Source organism: Loktanella agnita (assembly GCF_046640325.1).
Taxonomy (GTDB): Bacteria; Pseudomonadota; Alphaproteobacteria; order Rhodobacterales; family Rhodobacteraceae; genus Yoonia; species Yoonia agnita.
Window position 1 is genome coordinate 110,824 of the sequence record NZ_JBJMBF010000004.1, and the last position, 16,250, is coordinate 127,073.

The 16,250-nt window shown below is 59.5% G+C and carries 18 protein-coding genes; 14 read left to right on the forward strand and 4 right to left on the reverse strand.

All coding sequences use genetic code 11. The annotated features are described in order from the left end of the window. The first annotated feature begins 1 nt into the window (after window position 1). Genes ACJ5NV_RS05720 through ACJ5NV_RS05755 form a run of 8 tightly spaced genes read left to right on the forward strand, consistent with a single transcriptional unit; the run spans window position 2 to window position 6,343 of the window. A complete protein-coding gene (locus tag ACJ5NV_RS05720) occupies window positions 2-1,030 on the forward strand; it encodes a FecCD family ABC transporter permease (RefSeq protein ID WP_411642671.1) in 1,029 nt (342 codons plus the stop codon). Continuing rightward, window positions 1,027-2,052, forward strand: a complete 1,026-nt coding sequence (locus ACJ5NV_RS05725; protein ID WP_411642672.1) for a FecCD family ABC transporter permease — start codon at window positions 1,027-1,029, stop codon at window positions 2,050-2,052. Before ACJ5NV_RS05720 ends, ACJ5NV_RS05725 begins: the two co-directional genes overlap by 4 nt. Further along, a complete protein-coding gene (locus ACJ5NV_RS05730; protein WP_411642673.1) occupies window positions 2,052-2,834 on the forward strand; it encodes an ABC transporter ATP-binding protein in 783 nt (260 codons plus the stop codon). Before ACJ5NV_RS05725 ends, ACJ5NV_RS05730 begins: the two co-directional genes overlap by 1 nt. A gap of 12 nt (window positions 2,835-2,846) precedes the next feature. Beyond that, complete coding sequence (locus tag ACJ5NV_RS05735; RefSeq protein ID WP_411642674.1) at window positions 2,847-3,893, forward strand: siderophore-interacting protein; 1,047 nt, start codon at window positions 2,847-2,849, stop codon at window positions 3,891-3,893. Further along, window positions 3,890-4,765: a MotA/TolQ/ExbB proton channel family protein gene (locus ACJ5NV_RS05740; protein WP_411642676.1), complete on the forward strand. Its 876-nt coding sequence runs from the start codon at window positions 3,890-3,892 to the stop codon at window positions 4,763-4,765. Before ACJ5NV_RS05735 ends, ACJ5NV_RS05740 begins: the two co-directional genes overlap by 4 nt. Before the next feature lie 2 nt (window positions 4,766-4,767). Next, a complete protein-coding gene (locus tag ACJ5NV_RS05745; RefSeq protein ID WP_411642677.1) occupies window positions 4,768-5,148 on the forward strand; it encodes an ExbD/TolR family protein in 381 nt (126 codons plus the stop codon). 5 nt (window positions 5,149-5,153) lie between these two features. Further along, entirely contained in the window at window positions 5,154-5,537 is a 384-nt protein-coding gene (locus ACJ5NV_RS05750; RefSeq protein WP_411642678.1) for an ExbD/TolR family protein, read from the forward strand. A gap of 5 nt (window positions 5,538-5,542) precedes the next feature. After that, a complete protein-coding gene (locus tag ACJ5NV_RS05755) occupies window positions 5,543-6,343 on the forward strand; it encodes a cell envelope integrity protein TolA (RefSeq protein WP_411642679.1) in 801 nt (266 codons plus the stop codon). Window positions 6,344-6,356: 13 nt separating this feature from the next. Here ACJ5NV_RS05755 and ACJ5NV_RS05760 read toward each other — a convergent pair whose 3' ends face one another. Next, window positions 6,357-7,211, reverse strand: a complete 855-nt coding sequence (locus ACJ5NV_RS05760; protein WP_411642680.1) for a universal stress protein — start codon at window positions 7,209-7,211, stop codon at window positions 6,357-6,359. 170 nt (window positions 7,212-7,381) lie between these two features. Here ACJ5NV_RS05760 and ACJ5NV_RS05765 point away from each other — a divergent pair, with 170 nt between their 5' ends. Further along, the gene (locus ACJ5NV_RS05765; protein ID WP_411642681.1) at window positions 7,382-8,596 is read left to right on the forward strand and encodes a threonine ammonia-lyase; all 1,215 of its coding nucleotides are present in this window, start codon (window positions 7,382-7,384) and stop codon (window positions 8,594-8,596) included. A gap of 48 nt (window positions 8,597-8,644) precedes the next feature. Here ACJ5NV_RS05765 and ACJ5NV_RS05770 read toward each other — a convergent pair whose 3' ends face one another. Then, complete coding sequence (locus ACJ5NV_RS05770; protein ID WP_411642682.1) at window positions 8,645-9,598, reverse strand: alpha/beta hydrolase; 954 nt, start codon at window positions 9,596-9,598, stop codon at window positions 8,645-8,647. A 3-nt stretch (window positions 9,599-9,601) separates the two neighbouring features. Then, window positions 9,602-9,892, reverse strand: a complete 291-nt coding sequence (locus tag ACJ5NV_RS05775; protein WP_411642683.1) for an SCP2 sterol-binding domain-containing protein — start codon at window positions 9,890-9,892, stop codon at window positions 9,602-9,604. Between ACJ5NV_RS05775 and ACJ5NV_RS05780 the strand changes: the two genes are divergently transcribed. From ACJ5NV_RS05780 to ACJ5NV_RS05800, 5 genes are all read left to right on the forward strand, one after another. Beyond that, entirely contained in the window at window positions 9,891-10,526 is a 636-nt protein-coding gene (locus ACJ5NV_RS05780) for a tetratricopeptide repeat protein (protein WP_411642684.1), read from the forward strand. The two genes, ACJ5NV_RS05775 and ACJ5NV_RS05780, sit on opposite strands and share 2 nt — an antisense overlap. Before the next feature lie 27 nt (window positions 10,527-10,553). Then, window positions 10,554-13,361 (forward strand): helicase-related protein, encoded by a 2,808-nt coding sequence (locus ACJ5NV_RS05785; RefSeq protein ID WP_411642685.1) that lies wholly within the window; start codon window positions 10,554-10,556, stop codon window positions 13,359-13,361. Continuing rightward, window positions 13,358-13,744 (forward strand): RNA-binding S4 domain-containing protein, encoded by a 387-nt coding sequence (locus tag ACJ5NV_RS05790; protein ID WP_411642686.1) that lies wholly within the window; start codon window positions 13,358-13,360, stop codon window positions 13,742-13,744. The genes ACJ5NV_RS05785 and ACJ5NV_RS05790 overlap by 4 nt, the downstream gene beginning before the upstream one ends. 48 nt (window positions 13,745-13,792) lie before the next feature. After that, the gene (gene fdxA / locus ACJ5NV_RS05795) at window positions 13,793-14,128 is read left to right on the forward strand and encodes a ferredoxin FdxA (protein ID WP_411642687.1); all 336 of its coding nucleotides are present in this window, start codon (window positions 13,793-13,795) and stop codon (window positions 14,126-14,128) included. Window positions 14,129-14,353: 225 nt separating this feature from the next. Continuing rightward, a complete protein-coding gene (locus ACJ5NV_RS05800) occupies window positions 14,354-14,860 on the forward strand; it encodes a CarD family transcriptional regulator (protein ID WP_411642688.1) in 507 nt (168 codons plus the stop codon). A gap of 118 nt (window positions 14,861-14,978) precedes the next feature. Here the strand turns inward: ACJ5NV_RS05800 and purD are convergent, their stop codons facing one another. Then, complete coding sequence (purD, locus tag ACJ5NV_RS05805) at window positions 14,979-16,241, reverse strand: phosphoribosylamine--glycine ligase (RefSeq protein WP_411642827.1); 1,263 nt, start codon at window positions 16,239-16,241, stop codon at window positions 14,979-14,981. Between the last annotated feature and the right edge of the window lie 9 nt (window positions 16,242-16,250).

Here is a 16,250-nt window from a genome sequence, read left to right on the forward strand (position 1 = left end):
AATGCGCGCTGATACCAATGCCATGCATGTGCTTCCGGTGATTGACCATCGGTTTTTTGCGCTGCTCGCTTCATTCGCCGGGATGGTCGTTCTGGCCATTCTTGCGCTGCGCTTTGGTCTGCGCCCCACGGGTTTCGCCGATATCTGGGGTAGCCTGACCAATTTTGACACAAAAAGCGGCAGCCAAATCGTGATCCGTGAAATCCGTTTGCCGCGCCTTGTCGGGGCGGTGCTTGCGGGCGCATCGCTTGGGATTGCCGGGGCGCTGATGCAGGGCATGACCCGTAACCCGCTGGCTGATCCGGCGCTGTTGGGTGTGAACGCAGGCGCGTCGCTGGGCGTGGTGCTGTGCATCATGGTGCTGGGCATCACGGACCCGGCAAAGTTCATCTGGATAGCGCTAACGGGTGCGCTGCTCGCCGCACTCGCCGTCTTTTTTCTGGGGGGTGGCGGAAAAGGAAGCCCGGCGCGTCTGATCCTTGCGGGGGCTGCGGTCAGCGCCTTGTGCATCGCTCTGGCCCGTGGGTTGTTGCTGGTCAGCCAGCAAGCCTTGGATGTCTATCGCTTCTGGGTGCTGGGCGGGCTTGATGGGATCAGCTTTGCGACCATAGGCACGCTGCTTCCATTCTATGGGGCTGGGCTGTTTCTGGCGGTGCTGGGGTCTTTTTCACTGAACGTTGTCATGCTTGGCGAAGATACGGCGCGCGGTCTTGGGCTGCGTGTCTGGCTGGTGCAACTGCTGACCGGGCTGGCCATTGTTACCCTATGTGGCGCGACCGTTGCCATGGCCGGGCCGATTGCCTTTGTCGGGCTGATTGTCCCGCATGTTGCGCGCTGGGTTGCCGGGCCAGACATGCGGTGGATGATCCTGTTTTCGGCGTGTTTCGGGGCTTGCCTGTTGATTGCGGCTGATCTGCTTGGCCGGTTGAGCATTTTCGGCGGCAATATGCAGGCCGGTGTCATGGCCGCGCTGATCGGCGGGCCGGTACTGATCTTGCTGGTACGGCGCTATGGGGTCCGCAAGCTATGACCAATCAGGCCGCACTTCGTTTCGGACGTTTTTCAGTCCTGCTGTACTGGCGGGCGATGCTTGCAGCGGTCATCCTGCTGCTGCTGCTCATCACGGTGACAGCAATTGTGATGCAAATCGGACGGTATCCACTTGGCCTGAATGATATCCTCGCCGCCTTTGCCGGACAAAAAGATGAGATCGTGCAGATGATCGTAGCCGACCACCGTGCGCCGCGCATCCTGACCGCGATTGGGGCAGGGGCTGCTTTCGGCCTGTCCGGGGCGATGTTCCAGACGATGCTGCGCAACCCGCTCGCCTCTCCCGATGTGATCGGGTTCAGCACCGGGGCAAGCTGCGGCGGGCTGGCCGCGATCCTGCTGTTCGGCAGCGCCTTTATTCTGCCGGGGGCCTTGCTGGGCGGCTTGCTAACAGCGGCGGCGGTGATTTCGCTGTCATATCATCGGGGATTACAGCCCTACCGTTTGATCCTGATCGGTCTTGGGGTCAGCATGACGCTGGCAGCGGGGGCCGATCTGCTGATGTCGCGGATTGATGTGCTGACCGCTGCCGACACGGCCAAATGGCTGGTGGGCACGCTGCATGCGCGCAACTGGTCCGATGTGACCTTGATCTGCGCCGGGCTGATCGTGCTTGCACCCATCGCGATCTGGCTAGAGTTCGCGTTGTCCCGGATCGCGATGGATGATGATATCGCGCACGGGCTGGGGCTGGCCCTGTCGCCGTTGCGGCTGGCCGTCACCGCCACTGGCGTGGGGCTTGTCGCGCTTGCAGTCAGCGTTGCCGGTCCGCTGCCCTTTGTCGCCTTTATATCCGGCCCGATTGCGCGACGTCTGGTCAAGGGCGCGCGGCCTGCATTGCTGCAAGCGGCGCTTGTCGGTGCGCTGGTGACACTGCTGGCCGATACGGCGGCCCGGTCGGTGCCAATGGTGCAACTGCCTGCCGGGGTGTTCACGGCGCTGATCGGTGCGCCTGTCTTGATGTGGCTACTGGTTGTTCAATTCAACAAAGGAAAGTTCTGATGGCCGAGCCCGCCCGCCTGCGCGCCGAAGCACTCAATGTCGGTTTTAACAGTGTTCCGGTGCTGACAAACCTGTCGGTCAGTATCCCTGACCAGCAGATGACTGTAATCGTCGGCCCGAACGCCTGTGGCAAATCCACCTTGCTGCGCAGCCTTGCGCGATTGGAACGGCCCGGTCCGGATCAGGTCGTGCTGGACGGTAAGTCTATTCACAATCAATCAAGCAAATCCGTAGCGCGACGACTGGCGATCCTGCCACAAACTCCGGTGGCGCCCGAGGGGCTGCGCGTGCGCGATCTGGTTGCGCGGGGGCGGACGCCGCATCAGTCGCCACTGCGGCAATGGTCGGTGCGCGATGCGCATATGGTTGATCAGGCCTTGCAGATGACGGGTCTGACCGATTGCGCTAACCGGGCGCTGGACACGCTGTCAGGTGGGCAGCGTCAGCGCGCATGGATCGCGATGGCGCTGGCACAGGATACCGACATTTTGCTGCTGGATGAACCCACAACCTACCTTGATCTGGCCCACCAGATCGAGCTGCTGAGCCTTGTCAGACGGCTTAACCGTGAAACCGGGCGCACCGTGGCCATGGTGTTGCATGATATCAATCTTGCCGCGCGCTTTGCGGATCAGATCATCGCCCTGAAAGACGGCGCAGTGCGCCATCAGGGCACACCCGATCAGGTCATCACGCCGGAGATCATGCAAGAGATTTTCAATCTGCCCTGCACCGTGATCCGAAGCCCAGTGCACGACCACCCCCTTATCATTCCTGCCTAAAGGATGCTGCCCATGACCATTGCACAGAGCTTCGATCTACAAAGCGAAGCAGAGATGCCCGACCTGTCTTTTGCCGCCATGCGTCTGGCGATGCTGCACGAGGCAGAGGAACATGAACTTCCATTGCTGACCAATTCCGATCAGGAAATCATCTGCGGCACTCCTTTTGGAAATCTGGGCGCTGTGGCCACGGACTCCGGCTTGTGCCTGCGGGTGTCGGCGGCGCGACCCGACTGGTTGTTCATGCTCAAGGAAAGCATGGTCGAACATCTGGTGCATGTTGTCCCTGACGCGATTGCCGGGCTGCGCTGGTCCGATGCGGAAGAGGTTGGCGCGCTGCCACCGAACTTTCAATTCGTCAAAGTGCAGTCGGTGCAGCCTGTGGGCAGCAGTTTCATACGGGTGCAGTTGAAGGTCGCCAATCTGACCAGCTATGATGACACATCACTGCATTTTCGGGTGGTATTGCCTCAGCCGGAGCAAACCAATGTGGTCTGGCCCAGCGTTGGCGCAAACGGTGCTACGATCTGGCCCAAGGGTGACGCCGCCTTGCACAAACCCGTCTATACGGCCCGCCGCGTCGATCATGAAAACGGGTTGTTGGAATTTGATGTGTTTTTGCATGACGGGGGGCGTGTCACCGATTGGGTGCGACAGCTGTCACCCGGCGACACCACAGCCATCGTTGGCCCCGGCGGTGGCGGTGTTCCGGCGGTCGATCAGATCAATCTTTATGGCGACGAAACCGGCTTTCCTGCCATCGCGCGGATTGTGGAAACATTGCCGCCCCATGTGACCGGGCGTGTGGTGCTGTCACCCCAAGATGATGCCGCCCGCGACTATCCCTTTACACCGCCAAAAGGCATGACCGTTGATTGGCTGCCTGCGGGCCAATCCCTGACCGAAAGCGCCCTGGCCGATTTGGCTGCAATGCCAGATCACTTCTTGTGGTTCGCCGCCGAGAAAACGCAGGTGCAGCCGGTGCAGAAAGCACTGAGAGCCGCGGGGATTCCCACGACCGGTAGCTATGCCGGAACCTATTGGGGCAAATCATCATGAAGCGCATCTTGCAGAGTGGGGCCGTGATGCTGGCTGTGGGCACGATGCAGCCCGCTATGGCGCAGGAAACCGCGCCGGTGCAGCCCGTGGCACCCGCCCAACCGGAAATACCCGTGACGGATGACACGGCGACCGTTCAGATACCCGAAGCGCAACCCGCAGAAGCACCGGTACTGGTCGCCGACACGCCAGCGCCGATTTCGTACGATGTGGCTATCATCGCCGCAGAAGCACATGTGCAGGCGCTGCAATTCCTGCGCGATGGTGGCCCGACGATCTGGGCGATTGCGGCACTGTCAGTGATCACGGTGGCGTTGATCCTGTGGAAAATATGGCGGCTGGCGCTGATCGGGGCGTGGTCGCGCGGCAAGGCGGGCCGGGCTGTTGATGCATTCGCAGCGGGGCAGGCTGACACGGCAGAGCAAACCGTTGCAGGGAGACGCGGTATCCGGTCCAAAGTCACCCATGCGGCCATTCGTGCGGTCAGCACAATGCCAGAGGAAAAGGCCCGCGAAGAAACCATGCGCGTTGCCAAGCGCGAGCTGGCCAATGCCGCCACAGGCTTGCGTGCGCTCGAATTGATTGCGACCATCGCGCCGCTCCTGGGCTTGCTGGGCACGGTGCTTGGTATGATCGCGGCCTTTCAGGCATTGCAAGAGGCAGGCAGTAAGGCTGATCCCGCGCTGCTGGCCGGCGGCATTTGGGAAGCATTGCTAACCACCGCCGCAGGTATGGCTGTCGCCATTCCGGCCTCTGTCGCGCTGACGTGGTTTGAATCCGTTATCGACCGCATCCGCCGCGACCTGGAGGATCACGCGAGCCGTATCTTCCTCAGCCCGCGCCCCGCGAAACTGCAAATGGCTGCTGAATAACCATGCAATTTGCCCCGCCAGCCCGCCCCCGGCGCAAGCCCAGCCTGACACCCATGATTGATGTGGTGTTTTTGCTGCTGGTCTTTTTCATGCTGGCGTCGCGCTTTGGGATGGATGCGGCCCTTCCGCTGCCTCTGGCGGCGGGTGGCGGCGGTGAATACAGCGGCCCGCCGCGTTTGGTTGATATCGGTCCGACGGAAATCCGATTGAATGGCGTTGCTGTTTCGGTCGCCCAATTGACGGCCGAACTGGGCGCGTTGATGCAAAGCCCTGCGGACACGGTTATCCTGCGTGGTCAGGACGGTGCGAATTTGCAACGGGTGATTACTGTGACAGAGGTGCTGCGCACGGCAGGGCTGACGGCGCTGGTACTGGTGGAGTAACGGCGATGGACCTGTCTGATATCCCCCGCAAACCACGTGCTGAATCCATTGTGCCAATGATCAATGTGGTGTTCCTGCTGCTGATTTTCTTCCTGATGACCTCGCAAATCGCACCGCCCGAACCCTTCCTGGTCGAGGTGCCACAGGCGCAATCTGAACAAGAGGCCGAGTCCGACGCGGTGCTTTACATCGACGCTACGGGCACCCTGTCTTTCGACGGGGTGACGGGTGCCGCGGCACTGGACCAATTGACAGCGATCGCGGCGACGACAACCACGCTGACGGTAAAAGCCGATGGACGGCTAGAGGCAAACCTGCTGGCGGTCACCTTGGGCGATCTGACCCGCGCAGGGTTTTCCGATGTCGCACTTGTGGTCACACCCCGATGAGACGGATGCTTGAAATAGCCGTCTTTGCGGCGTTGGCGATTGCACTGCATATCGCCGCCTTCGCCACTGCCGGAGAGCGCGGTGCGCAAAGCCAGGGGGCGGGCGGGGAAACGCTTGTGTCGCTGGCAGGCGCGTCAGCGCAGGTGGAACAGATGGTCGCGGAATGGGAAACGCCGCCTGATGTGACCGAATCGGTGACAGAGGTGATGCCGCCACCGCCCCCCGTCGCAGACACATTGCCAACGCTCACCATGCCCGAGGCGCCATTAGCCCCGCGCGCACTGCCGCAGATGATCCCACAATCGCCCGATGCTGTCAGCACACCCACTGTGGATACCGCGCCTGCCGAACCGCCGTCGCAAACCGCTTTGACATCTTCGCAACGCCCGCAGGCCCGTCCGGTGCAGCGTAGGCAGGAACAGCAGGATGCGCGGCAAGAGCAGCGCGCGGCGGGCACGGGCGGTGGCGCACAGGCGGGGCAGTCTGGCCAGTCCGCAGCCACCACAGTGTCCAGCGGACGTGCGGCAGAGCTGCAGGCGGTCTGGGGCGCGCAGATCAGGTCGCGGATTGAAAACCGAAAGCGACGCCCGTCCGGCGCGCGCGGGGGCGGACGAGTTGTTGTTGCGCTGAACGTGTCGCGGGAGGGGCAATTACTGAGCGTCAGCATCCGTCAGTCATCAGGCGTTGCGGCCTTCGATCAGGCGGCGCTGCGCGCTGTTTCACGGGCCGGGCGCTTTCCTGCCGCGCCAGCCGAATTGGCAGCGCCAAGCTATCGTTTCGCGCTACCGATCACATTCGAACGTTAGACCTCGCACGGTCTTAATGTGCCATGAGCACGGCGCTATCTTGCTGCGCGATCATTTCTCTTGTGGTGCCGCCAAAAACGGCTTCGCGTAGCCGTGTATGTCCATACGCGCCCATCACGATCAGGTCTGTACCTGCTGATTTGGCTTTTGCGCAGATCGCGGCGGCAAGACTGGCGCCCTCGCTTTCATATTGATCCACCGTAACATGGCATCCATGGTGGCTTAGCCATTTGGCAAGATCCGCGCCGGGGTCTTCGCTTTCGCCGTTACGTTTCGGCTTGGCGTCGAAAATACCGATGGTGACCTGCTGCGCGGATTTGAGCATTGGCAAAGCCTCATGCACCGCGCGCGCCGCAGGGTCGCTGGCATTCCACGCAATAAAGACCCTTTCCGGGGAAAGCGGTGCGCGGGATTGATGCGGGTTGATGATCACGCTCACAGGCGATTTGAACAGCAGCCCGTACAGCAGCTTGTCATAGGCTTCCTCTTGCGCGCGCAGATCATGTTGCAGCACAGCAATATCGCAGAGCATGGCGCGCGGCGCCACATCATCGTCGAGTGATGCAGGGAAAGAACAGATAACACCCGCTTCACCTGACAGCCCCTCTTTGTCGAAAAACGCATTGCTTTGCTTACGCTTGGCCTCCATCGCTTCTGTCAAATCATGCCGGTCCTGTATCCAGTTTTGCGGAATAGCGACCGCGCCATAAGGCATCCCGCCATAGGCGTAGGCCGGAATGGATTGCACCGGACCGATGTGCAGAACCGACAAATGTGCGTTTTGTGATCTTGCCGTATCGGCGAGATATGACAGATCATGATCTGTTCCATCGGGCCCCTGAAGGACGAGTATCGTTTGATTTTGCATGTAAACCCCCTTGTTTCCAATGAAGCCTAGCACATCACGCGGGACTATCGATTGCGCTGGATCAATTGGCCGGGCAAACAGCGTTTGCATGGGTGCCAGAGCGGCGTTTCGTTGGTTTCGCCTTGCCCGCGTCTGCGGTAAACTGGCCTGCCGGATATGTGAGGTGATGCATGGCTCTTGATATTGATTTGATTAACAAAACCTATGATGCGATCAAACCATCCATCATCCGCACGCCATTGGTGCATGCTGCGCGGCTGTCTTTGCAACTGGGGTTTGATCTTTATCTGAAGCTGGAAAATCTACAGCACACAAACGCGTTCAAGGCGCGGGGGGCGCTGGCGAAATTACTGACTTTGTCGGATCGAGCGCGTGCGTCCGGGGTGATTGCTTGTAGTGCGGGCAACCATGCGCAGGGGGTTGCGTATCATGCGAACCGTTTGGGCATACCGGCCACGATTGTCATGCCCGAAGGCACACCTTTCAACAAAGTCCAGCGCACCAAAGAGCTTGGCGCGGATGTGATCCTGCATGGGGCGGGATTTGATGAAAGCGTGCAGTTCACGCTGGATATGGCGCAGGATAAGGGGCTGACGTTTATTCACCCGTTTGATGACCCCGTCGTGGCCGCAGGGCAGGGCAGTATCGCGTTGGAAATGCTGCAAGATCAGCCTGATCTGGACTGTATTGTTGTTCCGATCGGTGGCGGCGGATTAATTGCGGGCATGGCCGTTGCAGCGAAATCGGTGAAACCTGATGTGCAGATTATTGGTGCGCAGGCGGATCGATTTGATGCGGTAAAGGCTGATTTCGATCAGGCCCCCACCCATTTCAGCGGGGCCACATTGGCCGAGGGGATTGCGGTTCGCGAACCCTCTGCCGCCAATCTGGAAATCATCCGGACCTATGTGGATCGGATCGAAACTGCCAGTGAGCCAGAGATCGAAGCCGCGGTGTTTGACCTGCTGTCCTTTGAGAAACTCGTGGCCGAAGGTGCGCCCGGTGCAGGGCTTGCGGTGATCCAGAAAATGGCGTCGGACTTTCATCGGAAAAAGGTCGGACTTGTGGTCTGTGGCGGCAACATCGACTCGCGGCTTTTGTCGACGCTGATCCTGCGCGGTCTGGTGCGCGACGGCCGGATCGCGCGGCTGACATTCGAGATTGATGACCGCCCCGGACAGCTGGCCGAGATTTCGCGGATCATCGGAGAGGCCGGGGCTAATGTGGTCGAGGTCATTCATCAGCGGATGATGCAAAGCGTGTCTTTGAAGCAGGCCGAACTGGAAATCGTGATTGAGGCCCGCGACAAGGCGCATGTGACCGACACCGTGAGCACACTGCGCGCGGCAGGGTTCACGCTGCGTGCAGATACTGAAGTGAACTGACGCCGCGCTGACCGAGCCCGAACGCACTTCGTGAGGCCTTCTTAGTGGCTATGCTGCATTTGATATTTTGCGGTTAGCGTCGAAAAGGGCCACAGTTTCGGATATGATCGGGTTCCTTATCTGCGGGGTGTCCATCAGCATTTCATGTCGTCCGCCGGAGATGACCCGCAGCGTGCCGTCGGGCCATGCGCCCATGCGGTCGCGGATGCGAACCGGGTCCACGATACCTTCATCACGGCCCAGAAACGTCGTGCAGGGGACTGCGGGGGCGGGGCGCGTGCTTAGGCCGTGCATTTCGCGCAGGGATGTGTTCAGCCAGCGCAGCGACGGCCCGCCAAGCGCAAGATCGGGATGCGCCTTGAGCTGGTCGCGCATGACGTCATACATTTCTGCGTCGGTGGTAAGCGTGTTGCCCATGAAGGGCGCGCGCAGGACGTAGGATTGTTCGAATTGACCCGGCGCAAGGCTTTGGTCGAAGCCCAAAGACGTGCTGACAGCCGACAGCCCCCACGCGACCGGACGCAAGGCGGTGGACATCTGGATCCCCCACATCGGGGCCGAGAACATGGCCGCGTTAACGTCCAGCCCTTCCAGCAAAGACCGCAGCCCGATGCAGCCGCCCATCGAATGCCCGATCAGGAAATAGGGGCGCGGCAGGTCGATGGCTTTGACGAATGCCATGACTGCTTCGACGTCTTTTTGATAGTCGGCAAACTGGCCAACATGGCCTACGGCCCGGTTAGGGGTCATGCGGTCGGCAATGCCTTGACCGCGCCAGTCAATGGCGATGCTGGCATAGCCTTGGTCGTGCAAGGCGCGCGCGGTCTGACCGTATTTTTCGACGAACTCGGTCCGTCCGGGAAAGATCAGGACTGTGCCTTTGGCATTCTCAGGCTTCCAATGACCCACGCGAATGCGCAGGCCATCGGATGTTGTCAGCCAATGGGCGGCGCCACCTTCGGCGGCGCGCGCAATGTCGTCATAATAGGGGGCTGTTTCCATATCTTAGGATAGAACTCCTGACAGTTTCATTGCCTGCGCCATATCGCCGTCCACGCTGAGCTTGCCCGTCATAAAGGCGGTCGTTGGGTTCAATTCACCATCCAAAATCGCTTTGAACGTTTCCGTGCTTGCCGTCAGAGAGACATCTGCGTCGTCGTCACCCGCACGGGCACCGTTTTCGTCAATGATGATCGCGCCTTCATCTTCGATGATGAATTTGGCGTTTCCGTCAAAGCCCTGGCCGTTCATCTTTGCGTTCAGTGCGGCTACGGCTTCGGTTACAACGTCGCTCATGTTTTTCGTCCTTTATTTCGATGTGGCTGACAGACCCTCTGGTGCTGACCGCCAAGTGCGCTACATTGGCTTTATGGTTATGCACACACATCACTTCAAATGTACCGTTACGGCATTTCTGCTGGGAGTGGGGTTTTCCTTACCTGCGCTCGCGCAGGAGGCGACGCTGGATGAGCTTTACCAGAATCTTCAAGCGGCGGATGAGGCAACCTATCAACGGGTAGAGCGCCAGATCGTGACCGAATGGGAAAAGAGCGGATCAGCCGCGATGGACCTGTTGTTGCGCCGTGGACAGGATTCGCTGGAGTCGGGTCACCCCGATGCGGCGGTTGAGCATTTCTCGGCACTTGTGGATCACGCACCTGAGTTTTCAGAAGGCTATTATGGGCGTGCCACCGGCTATTATCTTCTTGGGATGATCGGCCCTGCCTTGGCGGATATTGGTGAGACGCTTCGCCTGAATCCACGCCATTTCGAGGCGATGCGCGCATTGGCGATGATCTTGCAAGAGATGGAGCAGCCCGATAATGCGCTGGAACTTTACGAGATGGTTCTGGCAATCAGTCCGCAGTCGGCTGAGGCAAAACAGGCTTTGGAATTTCTGCGTATGGAACTGGAAGGTCAGGCGCTCTGACGTCTGGTCCCGGCCTGAGGGTTTGCGATGCTAGCTTCGCGTGTGACGGCTGTTCTGGGCCCGACGAATACCGGTAAGACGCATTATGCGATTGAACGCATGCTGTCCTATCGCAGTGGCATTATTGGCTTGCCGCTGCGGCTTTTGGCGCGCGAGGTCTATGATAGAATTGTCGCGATCCGTGGCCCGTCTGTTGTTGCACTGGTGACGGGCGAAGAACGCATTGTCCCACCTCGCGCAGCCTATTGGGTGTGCACGGTCGAGGCGATGCCTGACGGGATGGGCTGTGATTTTCTTGCCGTCGATGAAATTCAGCTTTGTGCTGATCCGGAACGCGGACATGTGTTTACCGACCGGCTGTTGAATGCGCGCGGCTTGCACGAGACGCTGTTTCTGGGGGCCGAAACCATGCGCAGCGCCATCGCGGCGCTGGTGCCAGAGGCGCAATTCATGCGCCGCGAGCGGATGTCGCTGCTGAGCTATACCGGATCGAAAAAGATCAGTCGGATGCCAGAGCGCGCGGCGATTGTCGGGTTTTCGGTCGAAAATGTCTACGCAATCGCAGAGCTGCTGCGCCGAACCAAAGGCGGGGCGGCGGTTGTTATGGGCGCTTTATCCCCGCGCACCCGCAATGCGCAGGTTGAGATGTATCAAAACGGGGATGTCGATTACCTTGTTGCGACCGATGCTATCGGTATGGGGCTTAATCTGGATATTTCGCATGTTGCGTTTTCGGCGTTGAGCAAATTTGACGGGCGGCGCATGCGCCCGTTGCAGCCCGAAGAGCTTGCCCAGATCGCCGGGCGGGCTGGCCGCCACACCGATAACGGCACCTTTGGCGTGACAGGCGAAGCCGCCCCGCTGGATGAGGCTGTGGCTGAGGCGATCTGTGATCACCGGTTCAGCCCGGTCAAAAAACTGCACTGGCGTAACAGCGATCTGCAGTTCGGATCGGTCAAGCGCCTGATCAATACGCTGGAACAGCGGACCGATGATTTCTGGCTGACCCGCGTGCGTGAAAGCGACGATCTGCGCGCGCTCAAGGCGCTTGCCGGGGATGCCGAGGTTGCAGCGCGGGCCACTGACGGTCCGTCGGTGCGTTTGCTTTGGGATGTGTGCCGCATTCCCGATTTCCGGGGGATTTCCGCAGGCGAACATGCTGGCCTGTTGACCCAGATCTATCACGATTTGCATCAGCTTGGGCATGTTTCCGCCAATTGGTTCGGGTTGCAGGTCCGCCGCATTGATCGCACCGACGGGGACATTGATACGCTGTCAAAGAGGCTCGCCTACATCCGCACTTGGACTTATGTTGCACAGCGCAAAGGTTGGCTTGTTGACGAATCGCATTGGCGCGAGGAAACCCGCGCGGTAGAAGACCGTTTATCAGATGCACTTCATGGTGCACTTACGCAGCGATTTGTGGATCGGCGGACCAGTATTCTGCTTCGCCGACTCAGACAGAAGGAGAGCCTTGTGGCCGACGTGAATGACAAAGGCGAAGTAACCGTAGAGGGCGAATTCGTCGGACGGTTGGAGGGATTCCGGTTCCGCATGGATAAAGCGGGCAGCCCGGATGAGGCCAAGACATTGCGTCAGGCGTCAGTGGCCGCTTTGGTGCCGCAGTTCCATCTGCGCGCTGACAGGTTCTATAATGCGCCCGACCCCGAGATTGATTTCACCGAACAAGGTGGCCTGATGTGGGGCGAGCAGGCCGTTGGCAAGCTTGTGACCGGCGCTGACCCCTATAAGCCGGGGATCGAGGTTTTTGTTGATGATGAGGCAGGCCCAGATGTGGCCGCCAAGGTGCAGCGCCGCTTGCAGCATTTCATCGACCGCAAGATTGCTGCCGGTTTTGAACCGCTGTTGGCGCTTAAGAATGATGAGACCCTGACAGGCGGCGCAAAAGGGTTTGCCTATCGCATGGCGGAAAACTTTGGCGTTATCCCGCGCGGCGAGGTCGCGGACGAGGTCAAGGCGCTGGATCAGGATGCCCGCGGTGCGCTGCGCAAGCATGGTATCCGCTTTGGACAGTTCACGGTGTTCATGCCACTATTGTTGAAGCCTGCCCCCACGCGGTTGCGCCTGATCCTGTGGTCGCTGGCCAAAGGGCTGTCTGAATTCCCTGAAAGCCCGCCGGCGGGTCTGGTGACTGTGCCTGCCTCGAAAGATGCGGTGCAAGGCTATTATGCCATGGCGGGCTATCGTGCGGCGGGTGAACGGGCGATCCGGATCGACATGCTGGAACGGCTGGCTGACATGCTGCGCGACAAGGACAGCCGCAGTGGATTTGAGGCGAACCCGGATATGCTGTCGATCACCGGGATGACTTTGGACCAGTTCGCCGACCTGATGCAGGGGCTGGGTTACAAGGCCGAGAAGGGTGAGCGGGAAAAAACCAAAGCCGCGCGTCCGCCTGAGACACCGGAAACGCCTGCACCGGATACCGCCCCGGCGGGTGTGCCGGATGATACGCCGTCGGAAATCCCGGATACGACACCGAGCGAGACACCGTATGATATCCCGCGGGAACTGCCGGTTGATACGCCCGCAGAAAGCCCGGCCGACGCACCACAGGAAATCCCTGTGCCGCCATCCGAACCGGATGTGCCCGAAGCCGAGATCTTCTATACCTTCACTTGGGGTGGTCGCGCACCGCGTCAGAACAGCCGACCGCAGGGTGCCAAGCCACGCGGCAAGGGCAAGCCCAAGGGACGTGGAAAGCCAGAGGGTCAGCAGAAGCCGCAGACGTATCAGGCCAAGCCGAAGCGGGAAAAACAGATTGATCCCGACAACCCCTTCGCCGCTGCTTTGGCGGGTTTCAAGAAGGATTGACCGACAGACCCACAATCCGGCTGGACAAATGGCTGTGGCAGGCGCGGTTTTTCAAATCGCGCAGCTTGGCCGCCGGGGTTGTGAGCGCGGGCAAGGTGAGGGTGGACGGCCAGCCCGTCAGCAAACCTGCACGTGCGGTTGGTGCGGGGAATGTGCTGACCTTCATTCAGGCGCGTGACACACGGGTCGTGCGAATCCTTGCATGTGGCGAAAGGCGTGGACCAGCGCCCGAAGCGCAGGCGCTTTACGAAGATTTGTCGCCTGCACCTGCGGAACATCGTCCCTATAATCCGGGCGGTGACAGGAAGGGACGCCCAACAAAGAAAGATCGCAGGGATATGATGACGCACCGCAACCCGGGCGGGGCTTTGGACCTTGAATGACCCTGCTGTCTATTCTAGCTAGGCTGCAACAACTACCCGGATGACCTCATGACCTATATCGTTAACGATAACTGCATCGCCTGCAAATACACTGATTGCGTAGAAGTGTGCCCCGTAGATTGCTTCTACGAGGGTGAAAACATGCTGGTGATTCATCCCGACGAATGTATTGATTGTGGGGTTTGTGAACCTGAATGCCCCGCCGATGCCATCCGTCCGGACACAGAGCCGGACATGGAAAAATGGGTGGAGTTCAATCGCAAGTATTCCGAGATGTGGCCTGTCATCATCACCAAAAAAGATCCGCTGCCGAATGCCGACGAGATGGACGGCAAGGACGGCAAGATGGAGCTGTTTTCCGAAACCCCCGGCGAGGGCGGGTGATTCTGCAAGCCAGCGGGGGCTGACGCGGTTCAAATTCTTTATTTATAACGGATTTATCGTGCTTCATCGCGGCGCTTTCTTGCACGCCGTTTTTGTGATATACTTAGCTTAATGCTGCGAACGAGTTGATCCAGATATGTATACGAAACAGTCCGGCGGAGGCCATGCGGTCACCGACGGTCTTTGTGTCGTCTATTGAGGCGGATCTCCCATGAAAGGACGATCATGAGCAAGAAGAAGAACGAGTTTAGCCCTAACGACTTTGTTGTGTACCCTGCGCACGGCGTTGGCAAGATTGTATCTATCGAAAGGCAGGAAGTTGCCGGTTTTGAACTGGAACTGTTCGTTATCTCGTTCGAGAAGGACAAGATGACCCTGCGGGTGCCAACCCACAAGGCCACAGACGTCGGTATGCGTGCACTTGCGACGCCAGACGTTGTTGCCCATGCGATGAAAACCCTGCGGGGCAAGGCGAAGGTGAAAAAGGCCATGTGGTCCCGCCGCGCCCAGGAATATGAGCAAAAGATCAACTCTGGTGATCTGATTGCGATTGCAGAAGTGGTTCGCGACCTGCACCGGCAGGACGATCAGCGCGAGCAGAGCTATTCCGAACGCCAGCTTTACGAAGCCGCTCTTGAGCGTCTGACACGTGAGATCGCTGCCGTGGCAGGCAACGACGAAAACGCCGCTGCTGCTGAAATTGACAGCGTGCTGGTTGGGCGGGCTGCCTGATATAACGACAGATGTCGAGAAAAAGGCCGCATTCTAGGCGATGCGGCTTTTTTGTGGCGATTATGGTAATTCACGAAATTCCCGGGGCATTACCAATCGCCCAAGCGGGGCTACTTTCTTACAGCGCCCGCCAGCCGATGTCGTTTCGGTAGAAGCCTTGGGGCCAATCAACCTGCTGTGCCATGGCGTAGGCCTTTTGATGCGCCTCTGCCAGCGTCGCGCCGCGTGCGGTGATGTTCAGGACCCGTCCGCCCGTGGCGGTGATCTGCCCGTTGTCTTTGGACGTGCCCGCGTGAAAGATCATGTGGAAACTGTCTTGAGGCTGCGTCTTTAATCCTTTGATGACCGTATTCTTTTCATAGCTGCCTGGATACCCTTTGGCGGCCATGACGACGCTCAGGGCGTGGTCCTCTGCCCAGTTGATCTGCACCTCTGATAGCCGTTCTTCGGCGCAGGCCTGCAATAGGTCCAGCACCTGCCCGCCAAGTCGCATCATCAGGCATTGGCATTCAGGGTCGCCGAAGCGGACGTTGTATTCAACCAGCCGTGGCTGTCCGTTTTCGATCATCAGCCCGCAAAACAACACCCCTTGGAACGGTATGCCGCGTTTGGCCATTTCATCCATGGTGGGCTGAATGATTTCATCCAGCGCCTTTTGCGTCACCTCATCTGACATGACCGGGGCAGGGGAGTAGGCCCCCATGCCACCTGTGTTCGGCCCGGTGTCGCCGTCAAAGGCGCGCTTGTGATCTTGCGCCGTGCCGATTGGCAGGATCGTTTTGCCATCGCACAGGACAAAGAACGAAGCTTCCTCGCCTTCCATAAATTCCTCGATCACCACCTCTGCCCCGGCTGCGCCGAAACTGCCGTCAAACATGTCGTCAATCGCGGCGAGCGCCTCTGCCTCGGTCATCGCGACGATGACCCCTTTGCCTGCGGCCAGCCCATCAGCCTTGACGACAATCGGGGCGCCCTGTGCACGGATATAACTGCGCGCGGCGGCGGCATCGGTGAAATGCGCATAAGCCGCAGTGGGCGCGCCTGCTGCATCGCAGATCGCCTTGGTAAAGGATTTGGAGGCTTCAAGCTGTGCGGCCGCTTGCGAGGGGCCGAAAACAGATAGGCCCGCCGCCTGCAGCCGGTCGGCGACGCCTGCGGCAAGTGGTGCCTCTGGCCCGATTATAACGAAATCAACGGCATTTTCTTCGGCAAAGACAGCGACGGCACCGCCATCCAGTATGTCGATATCCGCGCATTCGGCGATCATGGCGATGCCTGCATTTCCGGGGGCGACGATCAACCGGTCGCATTTCGGGTTCTGCTTGATCGCCCAGGCCAGCGCATGTTCGCGCCCGCCGCTTCCAAGGATCAGGATATTCATTGTCATGCC